At 36.4% G+C, this 13,793-nt stretch carries 13 protein-coding genes; 2 read left to right on the top strand and 11 right to left on the bottom strand.

From position 1 onward, the window contains the following. Window positions 1–10 precede the first annotated feature (10 nt). The 8 genes from JZO71_RS06750 to JZO71_RS06715 all read right to left on the bottom strand — a co-directional run bounded on the left by JZO71_RS06750 (window position 11) and on the right by JZO71_RS06715 (window position 9,422). Entirely contained in the window at window positions 11–2,137 is a 2,127-nt protein-coding gene (locus tag JZO71_RS06750; protein ID WP_206898770.1) for a BppU family phage baseplate upper protein, read from the bottom strand. Between the two features lie 12 nt (window positions 2,138–2,149). Then, on the bottom strand, window positions 2,150–5,047 hold the full coding sequence (locus JZO71_RS06745) for a phage tail spike protein (RefSeq protein ID WP_206898769.1): 2,898 nt from the start codon (window positions 5,045–5,047) through the stop codon (window positions 2,150–2,152). After that, on the bottom strand, window positions 5,044–5,832 hold the full coding sequence (locus tag JZO71_RS06740) for a distal tail protein Dit (RefSeq protein ID WP_206898768.1): 789 nt from the start codon (window positions 5,830–5,832) through the stop codon (window positions 5,044–5,046). The genes JZO71_RS06745 and JZO71_RS06740 overlap by 4 nt, the downstream gene beginning before the upstream one ends. A 9-nt stretch (window positions 5,833–5,841) precedes the next feature. Next, window positions 5,842–7,467, bottom strand: coding sequence for a phage tail protein (locus tag JZO71_RS06735; protein ID WP_206898767.1), 1,626 nt, complete (start codon window positions 7,465–7,467; stop codon window positions 5,842–5,844). Between the two features lie 15 nt (window positions 7,468–7,482). Next, a complete protein-coding gene (locus JZO71_RS06730) occupies window positions 7,483–7,797 on the bottom strand; it encodes a hypothetical protein (RefSeq protein WP_242590476.1) in 315 nt (104 codons plus the stop codon). 23 nt (window positions 7,798–7,820) lie between these two features. Then, window positions 7,821–8,168, bottom strand: coding sequence for a tail assembly chaperone (locus JZO71_RS06725; RefSeq protein WP_206898766.1), 348 nt, complete (start codon window positions 8,166–8,168; stop codon window positions 7,821–7,823). An 88-nt stretch (window positions 8,169–8,256) separates the two neighbouring features. Continuing rightward, window positions 8,257–8,760, bottom strand: a complete 504-nt coding sequence (locus JZO71_RS06720) for a phage major tail protein, TP901-1 family (protein ID WP_206898765.1) — start codon at window positions 8,758–8,760, stop codon at window positions 8,257–8,259. A gap of 254 nt (window positions 8,761–9,014) precedes the next feature. Beyond that, window positions 9,015–9,422 (bottom strand): DUF722 domain-containing protein, encoded by a 408-nt coding sequence (locus JZO71_RS06715; RefSeq protein ID WP_206898764.1) that lies wholly within the window; start codon window positions 9,420–9,422, stop codon window positions 9,015–9,017. A gap of 260 nt (window positions 9,423–9,682) precedes the next feature. On the opposite strand from JZO71_RS06715, the gene JZO71_RS06710 reads away from it, so the two are divergent. Next, on the top strand, window positions 9,683–10,018 hold the full coding sequence (locus tag JZO71_RS06710; RefSeq protein WP_206898763.1) for a helix-turn-helix domain-containing protein: 336 nt from the start codon (window positions 9,683–9,685) through the stop codon (window positions 10,016–10,018). 12 nt (window positions 10,019–10,030) lie between these two features. Then, window positions 10,031–10,375, top strand: a complete 345-nt coding sequence (locus JZO71_RS06705; protein ID WP_206898762.1) for an ImmA/IrrE family metallo-endopeptidase — start codon at window positions 10,031–10,033, stop codon at window positions 10,373–10,375. Window positions 10,376–10,507: 132 nt separating this feature from the next. On the opposite strand, the gene JZO71_RS06700 is transcribed toward JZO71_RS06705, so the two are convergent. The 3 genes from JZO71_RS06700 to rpsA form a co-directional block, all read right to left on the bottom strand. Next, the gene (locus JZO71_RS06700) at window positions 10,508–10,783 is read right to left on the bottom strand and encodes an HU family DNA-binding protein (RefSeq protein ID WP_002290178.1); all 276 of its coding nucleotides are present in this window, start codon (window positions 10,781–10,783) and stop codon (window positions 10,508–10,510) included. Window positions 10,784–11,026: 243 nt separating this feature from the next. Then, complete coding sequence (der, locus tag JZO71_RS06695; RefSeq protein WP_206898761.1) at window positions 11,027–12,337, bottom strand: ribosome biogenesis GTPase Der; 1,311 nt, start codon at window positions 12,335–12,337, stop codon at window positions 11,027–11,029. 188 nt (window positions 12,338–12,525) lie between these two features. Further along, the gene (rpsA, locus tag JZO71_RS06690) at window positions 12,526–13,758 is read right to left on the bottom strand and encodes a 30S ribosomal protein S1 (RefSeq protein ID WP_206898760.1); all 1,233 of its coding nucleotides are present in this window, start codon (window positions 13,756–13,758) and stop codon (window positions 12,526–12,528) included. Window positions 13,759–13,793: the final 35 nt, after the last annotated feature.

Below are 13,793 nucleotides of genomic sequence, written 5' to 3'. Positions count from 1 at the left end.
TTTATTCCTCCTAATAAGTGAATTTTCGTGAGGCAGTTCCCCTCCCGTACCCTTTAACATCCACGGTTTTCGTGGATGTATCAATTTCAATACAATAGAAGCAGTCCTCTTTCACTGTGCCTGTCAAAGAATTGCCTTCACTATGCATAGCTCTACCATGACATACTGAGTACCACGTGTTGTCAATTAACCTCAAATGTTCAGAGTGCGTATGACCAGTAAAAGTTGCAATAAATTTACCTGCAGTTTTCGTGAAATCAACTTCCATTGCAAACGGAAAATCAATATTTGTGCCAGTGATGGTCAATGTCTCTTTTTTTACAAAAGCGCTAATTAACTGAATGAAGGAATCTACATTGACATTTACACCGTTTCCGTCTAAATAATCAGTAACAGGTACATGCATCAAAATAGCAACATGTGTTTTACTGTCTGTGTTTTTTAATGCTTCGTATATAAATTGAAGTTGCTCCACAGAAAAACCGTAAGTATTTTGGGAAGGATACTTGATATATCCATTTGAATCTAAAATAGAAGAGCGAATAAGTGAATCTAAGCCTATCACGCGTACAGTATGGTTTTCTTTGTCTATATCGTAGACATAGTCTTGTTTTGTACTTGATCTTGTCTCACCATATAAACGATCATTTCCTCTAAAAAGTTCTGCAAATTCTTCTTGAGTGAGGATTCCAGCGCTAGGTAAATAATGATTATTATTTACTACTGCATAACCAAAACTACCATCATCATGATTGCCGTTTACCATAAATTTAGGTGTTTCTCTATATCTAAACCATCTATCTGTATAACGTTTATAATAAGACAATAACATCTCATGGTCTTCATGATCACTATCACAATTATCGCCATTTGAATGAAGGATGTCGAAATTTGTTTGCAAATACAAAATATTATTTAATTTTTTTAATGCATATCGAGAATAAGCGTCTCTGTAAGTGTATTCATCAAAATGTGAATCTGTTACAAAACCAATGTTAACTTTTTTAGGATTGATTTTGCGTCTGAATTCTTCTAATGCGTCAATGTGATAGAGAGCCGGCATAATGTCGCCGGCATCATCGGGGAAAGGATCACCTGTCCTCCAAATTCCATTCACGGAATAGCCATGAGAACCTCCTTCAACCATCTTCAACTGAATGGTTTTACCTGCATTGATTCTTGAATAAGTTGGTATACTAGTAGCATCATATTGCGCTGTTAGACCAACATTTAATAAACCATAACTTCTGAATCCATTCGGGATAGTCAAAAGATCAATTACTTTATTTGCTTGTACGTTTGTCGGAGAAGTCCACCGCATCATCATAAAAACCCAATCACCCATTCGCTCTAACACGAGCGTTGGTTCAGCTTCTGGATTATAAACGAGAAACATCTCTTTTTTACCAATAAGTTGAGTTGTAGGCACTCGACTTTCATTTATCAAAAGTGCAGTTTTTTGTGGAGTCATTAGCTTTTTATCATCCATCGCATTAATAGCTTCACTACTTGTACTTAATCGCGCATCTGTTTGTTGCGCAACTCTTTGCGGCGTCATGAACTTATTGACTGCTGTTCCTTGCTCCGCTTCTGTCTTTGTAGCAGTGGAAAAATTATCTATTTGATTCGTTTTTCCTTCAATTTCAGCAATTTTATCAACTAATCCACTGAAATTCTCATTTTCAATAATATTAGCAATAATATTTTTATAACGTTGATAATAGTCAACTAACTCTTTTAAGTCCCAAAAGTAATTTCCTTCCCAAATATTTTTTCTGATTCCAGGAAGGATTTTATAAGCGAATTTCATCGTACTGAATGAGTCCGACTCTGGTATGTCACTATCAGCAAAGCTAAACCAAGCTTCAAAATTACCCACTTTTTGCAAGAAAGCATCAATTAACGTATATGAGACGCGACTATTTGTATAATCAACACTTTCTACCTTATCGCGTACTTTATACGGTCCGATTTGAGCATTAAAGAAAACAATTTTATCCTCAAAATCTAGTAACTTTCCTTCTTCTGTCATTTCAGCTTCAAAAATCTGGCTATTTTTATCGTCTTGAATGATACGGATTAAAGGTACATTGTTGTTAGGTGTGGTCGTACTTAGTATCATTTTATGATTTGTCATTGTTTTCCTCCTTTAAAAGTCAATATAGTTTCTTGGATTATGAAAATGATTACTCGATGATGGGTAAAACTCATCCATAAATTGGAAATGCAGATGCTCACCTGTGGATGGTCCAGTCGTTCCCATCAAGCCAATTTGCTGACCAGCAACCACTGTTTGCCCTTTAGAGACATCTACTCGACTTTGATGTGCGTATCCAGTAAACATTCCATCCGTATGTTTTATAACCGTGTAATTCCCGTACCAATCAAAATATTCTGCCCCCGCAGTGATGACTTCACCATCGCCTGCTGCAAAAATCGGGGTGTTCGGATTTCCATTCACCAAATCAATTCCATTATGAAACTCTTGTTGTCCAGTGATTGGCGAAATGCGCCATCCCATTTCACTTGTAACGGTGATTGGACTCGCGATAGGTTTGGTGTATCCTTCATTTTTTGGAATATCCAAATTTACGAATTTGTCATACCATTCTTGCGCCCATACACTTCTTTCCGGATGTGGATCGCGTGGTCTTTCAAAATTGGTCACAAATGCTTGTGCGGCTGTATTGATATCAGTTAAATTCATAAATTGTGTCCATGTGAGTGGATAAGCGCTAGTTGCAATCCATTGCCCATTTAATGAATGCCACATTAACAACTTAAACTGTGCTGTGATTGTGTCTGGATCTTCTGTGACTCCTGCTTGTGTCATGAGATTAATCATATACACACGCCCACTATTCACACCTGTATTATCTGTCCATTGCCATACACCATAACCATAGCCTGGTACACCGTTGCCTTCATCTGCAACTGGGTTGGCATCTGATTCACCTTGTGCATTACCCAATAGTGCAGCAGCAGCTTGCTTCGTAAACCCAGCGCTAATAGCCATTGCCCAAATCTGCCAATAACGTTTGTCACGATCAGAAGTGACTTCTGATGGATATTGTCCATTCCAGCTTCCGTTATTTCCACCAGAACTTCCGCCACCATTTGTGTCAATTTTTACACCATTGATATAGAGTTCTTTCGCATCCAGTCGTCCATTGACTTGTACCTTTCCCTCAAATGTCACATCGTCTTCAAAAATAATTTTTCCATTGCTAAACGTACCTTCTCCCAAAAGCTTGTACTTCCGCTTTTCACCACTAGATTCTTTAGGAATCTGGAAAACAGCTCCCGTACTACCATTTTCATAAGCAGAATTAATGGAAAAAATCTGTCCTGGATACTGGATGACTGCAAATCCATTTGGTTTACCAGCTGCTCCCAAAGTTCCTTCGATTCTACCTACAACTTCTCCCTCAACTGCGTTTTGCCAATTTTCATTCGTATAATTTAAATCTTCTGGTGTTTCTTTGTAGTATTGAAATTCTAATGATCCTCTATCTAAAACAGCTTGGTAAGTCATATTTCGATGAGCCGATTTCAACATAACGCCTTCCACAAGTACCCCGTTCAAAATACCTGTACGAATAAAATTTGCATTGAATTGACCATCTAAGGACCATGCAGTCGTTGACGGACCATTATGAACATCTTTGATTGTTTTCCATTGACCTTGCTTACATTGCTTAAATGAAATTCCAGAATTATTTTCAATCATAAAATACTTCGAGTTAGGAATATTTTCCCCATCCATATAGACCGTTTCATATACTTCCCGACTATTGCTAACACCTGCTTCAATTCCATTCACCTGATAAACAGAACCACCATTTTCACCAGCACCACGCATAATATCATCTTGATATTTTCCAATTTCAGTTGATTGATAAAAAGTCATTTTGGTTGATTCCAATTCAGACAAATTAGTTGCAACTTTTGCTGACTGTTTTCTTGTATCTTTTGTTAGATTATCACCTAATTCGACAGTTGCTTTTCCGGTTAAACGATTGATTTTTGTTTTATAAATCCGTGTGGCATAATGATATCCTTTGTCATATCTGTGAATAGTTACAGTATTTCCTATGACGTCACCCTCCGTTACTTCTGCTTGAAATTGAGCTAACGGTCTAGCTGAATCTAGTAAAGTCAGATAGGTATTCTGTAACAATTCTTGTGGGTCATCAATATCATCAAAAACAACAACTTTTTCTCGTTTGTACATCTTTCCATTTTTTTGTGGAACGCCGTACTTTTGCGTTGCTTCAACGTTTTCAAGAAAAGGTTGTCCTTTTGGTTTATCAAGTGGATCTCCCTTGGATTTTTTCCATTCAATATTGGTAAAATCTAGCCTTTTTCCTTGACCACTTCCAACATTTTCACCTTTTCCACGCCCGATGATTGAAGTATAAATGGCACTTTGATCGACTTCTTTGATAACAGTTAATGCCTTACTGCCATAAGTAAATCGCTTATTAGAAATTGTGCCGATCTGCAGATATACTTCGATCCACTTATCTTTGATCCCATCAGAATCTAGTGTGCAACAAAACAAAAACTCCATTCCAAAAGTTTGCAATTGTTTTAGTGCTTCTCGTACAGATACATAATCAAAAGTTGTTGTAATCTTGGATAGCCCTGGTTCGACGTAGCCCACTCGCCAATTACCATTAGTAAAAGCCAATAGCTCATTAAGTAAAGAATCAATGGATTGCTTATTTGCTACTATCTGATTGATGATATACGAGTCTAGTTCATCAGACGCAAAGCCAATCCCAGTAAATTCAAGTGTTTCGTTTGGATCACTAATTTTCGTGATTCGATACAATGAAAAAGACGATTCGCTTTCACGAACCGCCATGAATTGCGCGCTTGTAATGGTCTCATCGAATTTCGTTGTAACATAAAGTACGTCGTTCAATAATTCTTTTTTCTCCGCAGTAATTTCTTTTTCTTGAGAAACTTCAATTAAATTCTTCGCATCTTTTCGTTTGATCAAATGCTGAAAGTTATCAAAAAAATAAACCGATGAATTCAAATAGTCGCCCCCTTATAATAAATTTTTAGTGTCCCATTACTGCTTTTTATCTCTTGCCCCTGTTCCAAACAAAAATTTTCAAAATCACTGTCTAGATCAATTATCGGTGTCCAATCTGCTCCATTTACTAGTACACGTTGCTCAGCAAAATGAAAAACAATCTTATCACCGATTTGAATTGGTGCATCACTGATGCTAATCGTTTGTTTTCCATTAGTGATTTTAATTGATTGATTACTTGACAATACAGCTTCGATTTTACGAGGTGTCACCGGGAAAAAAGTTGGTACGCCGACATAGCCGTCTGTCATAAATTCTTTCGTATACTTTAATGGATCAACACAAAGAATCGTAAAACTGGAAATAACAGAATTAGATTCTCCACTGACTGTTTCAGCAGAGGCATAGCGGCCATAATAATGGTAATCTAGCTCATCATAAAAACGAATTTCAACATCCTTTGAACGATACAAGTGATTCAACAAAGTTTTAAACTTAAATTGCAAGGTTTCTGGATTACGATCCTCAAGTTTATACGTGATTTTTAATTCTCGTACTGGTAGTGTCTGGTTCATAACAATTGCCCCCACTTGAATGGCTTGTTGTTCGATTTCTGTCGAAAGCATTTCCCTCCCCTCAACCTTCAGTGTCTGATACCCATCAATCAGCTCTTCCAAATAAACTCCATCGTAGCTCATAGCAGAAGTTGGCAGAAATTGTTCGAACATCTGCCAACTCATCACAGTGTCTTTAAATGAATATAATTTGTTCTTCCATTCTTCCATTGTTCCCTCCTAAAATTCTAAATTCAATTCTGTCCCTTCACCTAAAGCTTGTGAGATATCATCCACGAAAGCTCTAAAATTTTGTTTGCCTAATGTAATCGTAAATACTGCTGGCTTTGTGGAATCTGTAGAATTTATCCGATGTTCAACTTGCGTATTCATCTGACCATTTGCTCGAGTTAATGTCGCTTCTAAATCTAAGTCGCGAACTGGTTGAAACCCATCGGTTAAACGGTCTGCCATTGTCCCAATGTTTTTTTGAACAGTGTAAAAGCCATTTGTTAAGCCTTGATTTAGTCCTGACATCATTGCTTGCCCTGCAGGAATCAAAATTTTACTATCATAACTAACTGGCCCCTTATGTTTAATGATCCAATCTGCAATGCCACTAACAAATTCTTTTCCTGCTTCCCAGGCTGCTTTTAAGCCATTGATAAAGCCATCAATAATCGCTTTTCCTGCTTCTAAAAGATTGATTTCTGACAATGAACTAAACAAATCTCGAATTCCCTCAATAATGCCATTGACAATCTCTTTTGCTGTCGCCATAAAGGTTGAAAAAGAAGATGTTACAAAATCACCAAAAGTACTGACAATTGACTGAATTCCCGCTAATACGCCATCCCAATCTCCTTTGATCAACGCTAATACCGTTTGGATAATGCCCGAAATGAAGCCCATAATAAAGTTAATTGTGTTTTGAATTTGATTAAAGACACCGCTAACTACTGACAAAATGACAGATAACACTGTTTTGAATACATTGGAGATAATTGTCCATGCTGTTTGAACGATTACTTGTACCACCGTACTCCATGCAGTCCAATATGCTTGAATTTGACTCAAAACAACTTGAACAACTAGTTGAATTGCAGCCAAAACAATAGTAAAAACATTTTGAATACTTGTCCACACCGTACTGACAACATTCATAATTGTCTCCTGATTTGTTTGCCACCAAGTTAAAAGCATCGTAAACATGGTCTGAACAAAAGTCGTAATCGTTGTGATGACTGGCTCCAGAAATGACTGGATTGCTGTCCAAGCAGTAATGATTGCTTGACGAAAGGTTTCGTTGGTATTCCATAAATAGATCAATGTTGAAACTAAAGTCACGACAGCAGTGATAATAATTGCTATCCAGTTCGCATTCATTGCAGTCGTTAATAATTTCTGTGCAATCGTTGCACCTTCCGTAGCCTTTGTCCAAGCTTGATATGCAGTACCTAAACCAGCAATCTTATCCTGGATTCCAACAACTGTAGAATAGGTGGTTAAAACATCATCAAAACCCGCCATCGTTTCACCAAAACCAGCCCCTTGTATCCCATTATCAACAGCACTCGTCACCTCAGAAATTTTTCCAATCAAGTCTTGAAAACTTTCTACTTCCTTTGAAGAGGAACCAGCTAGATTCATTGTTGAAGCTTTACTAGTAAGCTGTTCAAATTGCTTGACTGTTTCCTTTAATGAATCAGTGACTGTGTTAATAACTGAATTAAGTGAGTCAAAACCAGAAAGATTACTTGTCATTGATTTGATTGCTTTGCTTGCCTTCTCAATGCCTGTATTCATTACTCCCACAGCCCCTTCACTAAAAGCTGCAAGAATACTTTCCGCTGTATAGTCTCCCATAAATACCCTCCTTTCTTAAGTATTTGCTTTTTTGACCAGATCCAAGAATTCTTGATTTTCACCTTGTGGTAAATAGCCAACAATTTTTTCTTGTAGTTTTTCGTAATCAAAGAATGACTGAAACGTTGGATAAACCGGTACTTGTTTTTTTCCTTTTTTACTCTGTGCTTGAACTTCATAGTTTTTCCATGCTGAAAGATGTAGAAAATATTCCTGATCCAGTTGTCTTAGCTGATATGCTTTTTGCCGTAACTGATATTCAGAAATCGTCATTCGATCAATTTCAAGAAAATCGTTCATTTCTAAATAACGCAAACAGTTCAGCTGCATTTGCTGGTATACCTCAGTGAAATTTATTGGTTTGCTTGAATGCGTTCTAACAACTGTAGGGTCTTGTTCTTCGTAAATTCCGACTTTTTTAGTTCTTCCAAGAGTTCTTCAAACAATACCTCAGCCCCATTTTCCACAATATAATTGGCTAAGTCATCTTCACTTACTTTTGGTGTCTCTGTACTGTTTGCAACCTTTAACATCTCAACTAACGTTTCAACATCTTTATTAAAGAAATTCGATAAAATACTTTCTAGCCCCATTTTCAAAGTTAAGCCATTTTCTGTTACCGAATAACGACGATTCATTTCCTTGATAAAGCCATAACCAAATACAAATTGGTAGTCCTTTTCTTTAATCACTAAATTCATTTTTTCTCTCCTTTTTAATCCTGAAAATCAATTATTTTTGATAAAAATGGATTGTGTTCGTCATAAAACTACACAATCCATCATTGGTTTAAACTGTTTCTGAAACAGTGTCCTTGAATGTATACTGAATCACTTTAGCTTGGTCTTCTGATAACGTTGCATATCCTTCTTGACCAACACCGTTAACAGCAAAAGCTAAGCTTAGTTCCACATTGTCTTCTGCTGTCGCATTGGGTGTAAATTCTGAAACATAAGCTTGATAATAGGTTGCTTTATATTTATCTGCGTCTTCACCAACTCCATTTTCGGCTTTGTTGATTTCCCAAATTTCAACAATTTCGCCGTCCAACAATGCTTTTTTCATCTCGTCAACATGTGTATCTCCTTTGGCAACAATCGAAGTTGCAGAGAAATCATATTCAACGGGACTCAAAGTATGAACATTTCCATCCTTAGTCACAGTTGCTTCTGACTCACGAGTTAAGCCATTTTCATGTTCTGTTTGAAACGCCATTTTCCATGCGGGCCCTTCACTTGATTTACTTAATAAACGATAAAGCAAAATAACATCGATTCCTTTTAATGCTTCCATTTTTCTTCCTCCTGTTTTTGGTTCAAACAAAATAGAGCTGTTTTTGACTATCTTATTTGAAGATTTTTTGAAACAAAAAACGTTGATCTAAGTAGAAACCACCACCTTGTAATAACTTCAAGAAAATTTTTCAATTCTAATTTAGTTTTCTTCATTTTTAAAGAAGCAAGTTAGTTCATTCTGAAATGTTGATTTTCTTGATGATATTATTTTAGCCTGTTGACTACGAAAAAAATTCCTGAGTTTTTCCAGAGTTACAAACCTAGCTCATCTGCAACAGCTTCAAAAAATTCATTTCTTAGTTCGTAAGCCTTACTCTTACTAATAAACAAACGCTGACTCATTCCCAATAAATTGACTGTTGCATTTTTTTGTAAATAGAGTTTTTCGATGATTTCTCTCGTATTTTCATCCGCGCGCACCAAACAATCTTTCACTACATCACGGTTTCTTTCTAAATTCCAAAGTCGACGATCCATTGCAATGGTGATGGCCATCCTTTCAGTCGCTATGCTATGGTTTCCTTGTCCACGAATAGAGTTATTTAAATCGGCTTCTATAAATGGATGGCGTAATTCTTCTTCTCTTTGTTTAATATACGCATCTGTTTGATAATAATCGGATAAAATATCCTTAATATAATTAAATGTTGATTTTCGCAAAATGCTCCACTCCTAACTAATTTTATATAGGTAAAATATTTTGTTGACATCATTCTCTTACTATCTTCATAAAAAAATATAATTAACTGAATAATCTAAACTTACATTGACTTCAATCATAAAGTTTTATAAAATAAAAGTAACAAAAACAACACTTCTTGTTCACTTTGTTTTTGTATGTATAATCTATAAATAATACTATCCCATTACTTTATAATTTTCAATATTTTTATAAAAAAATATAAAAAGGAGTTTTTATAATGAGTTTATACGAAAGAGTTTCGGATCTTTCAAAAAAACAAGGAATCAGCTTAAATAAGCTTGCAGAAGATATTGGGCTGTCAAAAAATGTGATTTATCAGTGGCGGACAAGTAGTCCAAAAGCGGAAACTCTTGAAAAAGTCGCAGAATACTTTCACGTTTCAACAGATTATTTACTTGGACGAACAGATACACCTTCTTTGGGCACCAAACAAACGATACCTGAGGATCTCAATAAAATCTTAGACAATGTGAAAAGCTTTGATGGAAAACCGATGACGGACAATGACAGAGAGGCCATTCGTGCATTTTTAGAAGGGCGAATGAGTAAGTAAGGAGTCTTTTTTATGGAAAAAGTAAAGGAGCTACTCGCTAGTCATGGAATTGAGCTAGTCGTGATGGAATTAGAAAAAAGAGGCTATTATTTTGATGACTTGAATCTAATGGTCATCAATCAAAATCAATCAGAAGAAAAGCAAAAACAAGTGATTCTTCATGAACTTTATCATGCACTAAACCATTCAGAATTCAATGCATTATATAGCAATCCTGTCTTCCACTCAAAAATGGAAAACGAAGCGAATACTTCGATGATCAATTATTTGATTCAAGAAAATGATGGGCAATTCAATTACACAAGTGTGCTAGAAGAATTTAATTTGGGGTTAGGTTGGGAGTGTCATCTGAAATAAAAAATACGTTTCGGAGACACATTACATTAATTGAATATTTTTTGTGACTCTTTATTTTTACTAATCAATAATGTAATTGTGTAATAAAAAGCGCTTGTAGCCTTAAGGCTACAAGCGCTTTTTATTACACAATTATTTAACTGCGTCTTTCAATGCTTTACCTGGTTTGAATGCAGGTACTTTGCTAGCTGGGATTTCGATTTCTTCACCAGTTTGTGGATTACGACCTTTGCGAGCTGCGCGTTCGCGAACTTCGAAGTTACCAAAACCGATTAATTGAACTTTTTCGCCGTTAGCTAAAGCATCTTGAATAGTTGAAAATACAGCGTCTACAGCTGCAGTTGCGTCTTTTTTAGTTAAATCAGTAGCTGAAGCAACTTTTTCGATTAATTCTGCTTTGTTTGCCATGGATTAGATTCACCTCCTCAACAAGAGATATGATGTAAAACATCAACCAATTAAACAATCTGAGTGGTCCAGAAAGTTTAATAGAAATATTGACTTACTTCAATATTCTGTTATCACGATATCATATAAACCGCTTAATGGCAAGGTTTTTACTGATTTTAACGTGCTTTTTTTGGTCATTAAAACGTAATAAAAGAAAGTACCTTTATCCTTTGAAAAAAAAGAATGACTATGGTAAAATGCCTATTTTCTTCTTCTTGGAATGATTCGAATCGAAGTTCCTTCAAAAGTAAATGCCTTACGAATTTGATTTTCTAAAAATCGTTCGTAAGAAAAATGCATTAATTCTTCTTCATTAACAAATACCACAAAGGTTGGCGGCTTAACAGCCACTTGTGTTGCATAAAAAATCTTCAAGCGTTTGCCTTTGTCTGTTGGCGTTGGATTGATTGCTACAGCGTCCATGATGATGTCGTTCAACACTGCGGATGAAACGCGTAGATTTTGATTCATGCTAACATCTTCAATCATTTCTGGCAGACGATTCAAACGTTGTTTTGTCACTGCAGAAACGAAAACAATCGGTGCATAGTCAAGATAACGGAATTCATCACGGATTTCTTGTTCAAAATCACGCATGGTATTCGTTTCTTTCTTCACTAAGTCCCATTTATTCACCACGATGATGACTCCGCGACCTGCTTCGTGTGCATACCCCGCAACACGTTTATCTTGTTCACGGATTCCTTCTTCGGCATTTAAGACCATCAAAACGATATCTGAACGATCAATGGCACGCATAGCACGCATAACACTGTATTTTTCAGTATTTTCGTACACTTTCCCACGTTTTCTCATCCCCGCTGTATCGATCATCAAGAATTTTTGACCACTTTCCGATACAAAATGGTTGTCAATTGCATCACGAGTTGTTCCTTCAATGTCTGAAACAATTACGCGATCTTCACCTAAAATTGCATTGATTAAAGAAGATTTGCCGACGTTTGGACGACCAATTAAACTAAATTTGATTGTATCATCGTCTTCTTCTTCCGTATCAGTGGCAAAATATTTGACTGCCTCATCTAAAATATCACCGATTCCCAGACCATGACTTCCAGAAACAGGGTATGGATCACCTAGTCCTAATGCGTAAAATTCATAAATATCATTACGCATTTCAGGATTATCTACTTTGTTAACTGCTAAGATAACAGGTTTATTACTACGATATAAAATCTTTGCAACCATTTCATCCGCATCAGTGATACCTTCTCGTCCACTAACTACACAAATAATTACATCTGCTTCATCAATCGCGATTTCTGCTTGATGCTTGATTTGTTCCATAAATGGTTCGTCACCTAAATCAATCCCGCCTGTATCGATCACGCTGAATTCACGACCTAACCATTCGCCTTTTGCGTAAATACGATCACGAGTCACTCCTGGAGTATCTTCGACAATCGAGATACGCTCGCCAGCGATGCGGTTAAAAATCGTAGACTTACCGACGTTCGGACGGCCAACGATTGCAATTGTTGGATTTGCCATATTTTTTCCTCCTCACAAGTTTCCAATCCTACTTAGTTTAACGAATGAACCCCAAACTTTCAAGCTTAGTTATTCAATTCCTCCAACTATTTTACATTTTTCTTGATTATCTGTAATCAATAACGAAAAAAATAAGACCAAGACAAAAGCTTTCACTTTCGTCCCAGTCATAAACTGACGTTACTTAATTATTTATCTGATTCGTCGCCTGTTGTTTCTTCCACTTCTTCTTTTAACGCATCGCCTAAAATATCACCCATTGTGAATCCAGTATTTTCTTCTGGCAATTCATAGGATTCAATATTTTTTGGTTCTTCTTCAGAAGCAGGTTTTTCTTCCAAGGCTTTGATACTTAAAGCAATCCGATGTTCATCTGGATTAACCTCTAACACTTTCACATCAACTGTTTGACCTTCTTGAAGTACTTCATGAGGTGTCGCAATATGTTTATGTGAAATTTGAGAAATATGAACAAGACCTTCTACCCCAGGGAAAACTTCTACGAAAGCGCCAAAACTTGTTAGTCGTTTAACTGTGCCTTCTAAAACAGCTCCAACTGGTGCTTTTGCTTCAATGTCTGTCCAAGGTCCAGGCAATGTATCTTTGATTGATAGTGATACACGTTCTTGTTCAGGGTTGATTGATAAAACTTTTACGTTTACTTCATCCCCAACAGCTAATGCATCACTTGGTTTTGCTACGTGACCATGAGAAATTTCTGAAACGTGAACAAGTCCGTCAATTCCGCCTAAGTCAACAAAGGCACCAAAGTCAGTCAAACGTGCAACACGTCCTTCAATGACATCACCTTCATGAATAGCAGTTAACACTTCTTTTTTCTTTTCTTCTTTTTCAGATTCAACCACTGCTTTATGAGAAAGAATCAAGCGATTTTCTGATGGTTCGATTTCAATAATCTTGAAGCTCAACGTTTGACCTTTATAATCTGAAAAATCAGCTACAAAGTGATCTTCAACCATTGATGCAGGTACAAATCCACGTACGCCAACATCAACAACTAAGCCACCTTTAACTACGTTTGTTACTGGTGCTTCGATAATTTTACCAGCTTGGAAATCTTTCTCGATATCTTCCCAAACTTTTTTTGCATCTAAACGGCGTTTTGATAATAAATAACTTCCGTTTTCTTTATCTTTACCAATTGTACTAATAACAACTAAGTCTAAAAGATCGCCGACATGAACAAGCTCATCAATGTCATCTACAGGTAATGTCGATAATTCTTTTGCTGGAACGACACCTTCAACGCCAGCACCTTCAATTCCAACAATTACTTGTTTGTCTTCAATAGCTAAAACTTCACCTTTAACTACATCGCCAACACTAACTTCTTGAACGCTCTTCATTGCATCTTCCATTGACTGATTGCTATCTGCTTGATTTTGATCAAATTCTGTCATAACACTTGTCCTCCTAACCAACATTATGCCGTAAG

It is taken from the genome of Candidatus Enterococcus courvalinii, assembly GCF_017315945.1.
Taxonomy (GTDB): domain Bacteria; phylum Bacillota; class Bacilli; order Lactobacillales; family Enterococcaceae; genus Enterococcus_B; species Enterococcus_B courvalinii.
The sequence above is the reverse complement of the archived record's forward strand: the minus strand, read 5'-3'. Positions and strand labels throughout refer to the sequence as shown.

Excerpts from the sequence above, each read along its gene's own strand:
- JZO71_RS06750 (WP_206898770.1), bottom strand. The coding sequence starts at position 2,137 with ATGACAAATCATAAAATGATACTAAGTACGACCACACCTAACAACAAT.
- JZO71_RS06740 (WP_206898768.1), bottom strand. The coding sequence starts at position 5,832 with ATGGAAGAATGGAAGAACAAATTATATTCATTTAAAGACACTGTGATG.
- JZO71_RS06735 (WP_206898767.1), bottom strand. The coding sequence starts at position 7,467 with ATGGGAGACTATACAGCGGAAAGTATTCTTGCAGCTTTTAGTGAAGGG.
- JZO71_RS06730 (WP_242590476.1), bottom strand. The coding sequence starts at position 7,797 with ATGCAGCTGAACTGTTTGCGTTATTTAGAAATGAACGATTTTCTTGAA.
- JZO71_RS06725 (WP_206898766.1), bottom strand. The coding sequence starts at position 8,168 with ATGAATTTAGTGATTAAAGAAAAGGACTACCAATTTGTATTTGGTTAT.
- JZO71_RS06720 (WP_206898765.1), bottom strand. The coding sequence starts at position 8,760 with ATGGAAGCATTAAAAGGAATCGATGTTATTTTGCTTTATCGTTTATTA.
- JZO71_RS06710 (WP_206898763.1), top strand. The coding sequence starts at position 9,683 with ATGAGTTTATACGAAAGAGTTTCGGATCTTTCAAAAAAACAAGGAATC.
- JZO71_RS06705 (WP_206898762.1), top strand. The coding sequence starts at position 10,031 with ATGGAAAAAGTAAAGGAGCTACTCGCTAGTCATGGAATTGAGCTAGTC.
- JZO71_RS06700 (WP_002290178.1), bottom strand. The coding sequence starts at position 10,783 with ATGGCAAACAAAGCAGAATTAATCGAAAAAGTTGCTTCAGCTACTGAT.
- der (WP_206898761.1), bottom strand. The coding sequence starts at position 12,337 with ATGGCAAATCCAACAATTGCAATCGTTGGCCGTCCGAACGTCGGTAAG.
- rpsA (WP_206898760.1), bottom strand. The coding sequence starts at position 13,758 with ATGACAGAATTTGATCAAAATCAAGCAGATAGCAATCAGTCAATGGAA.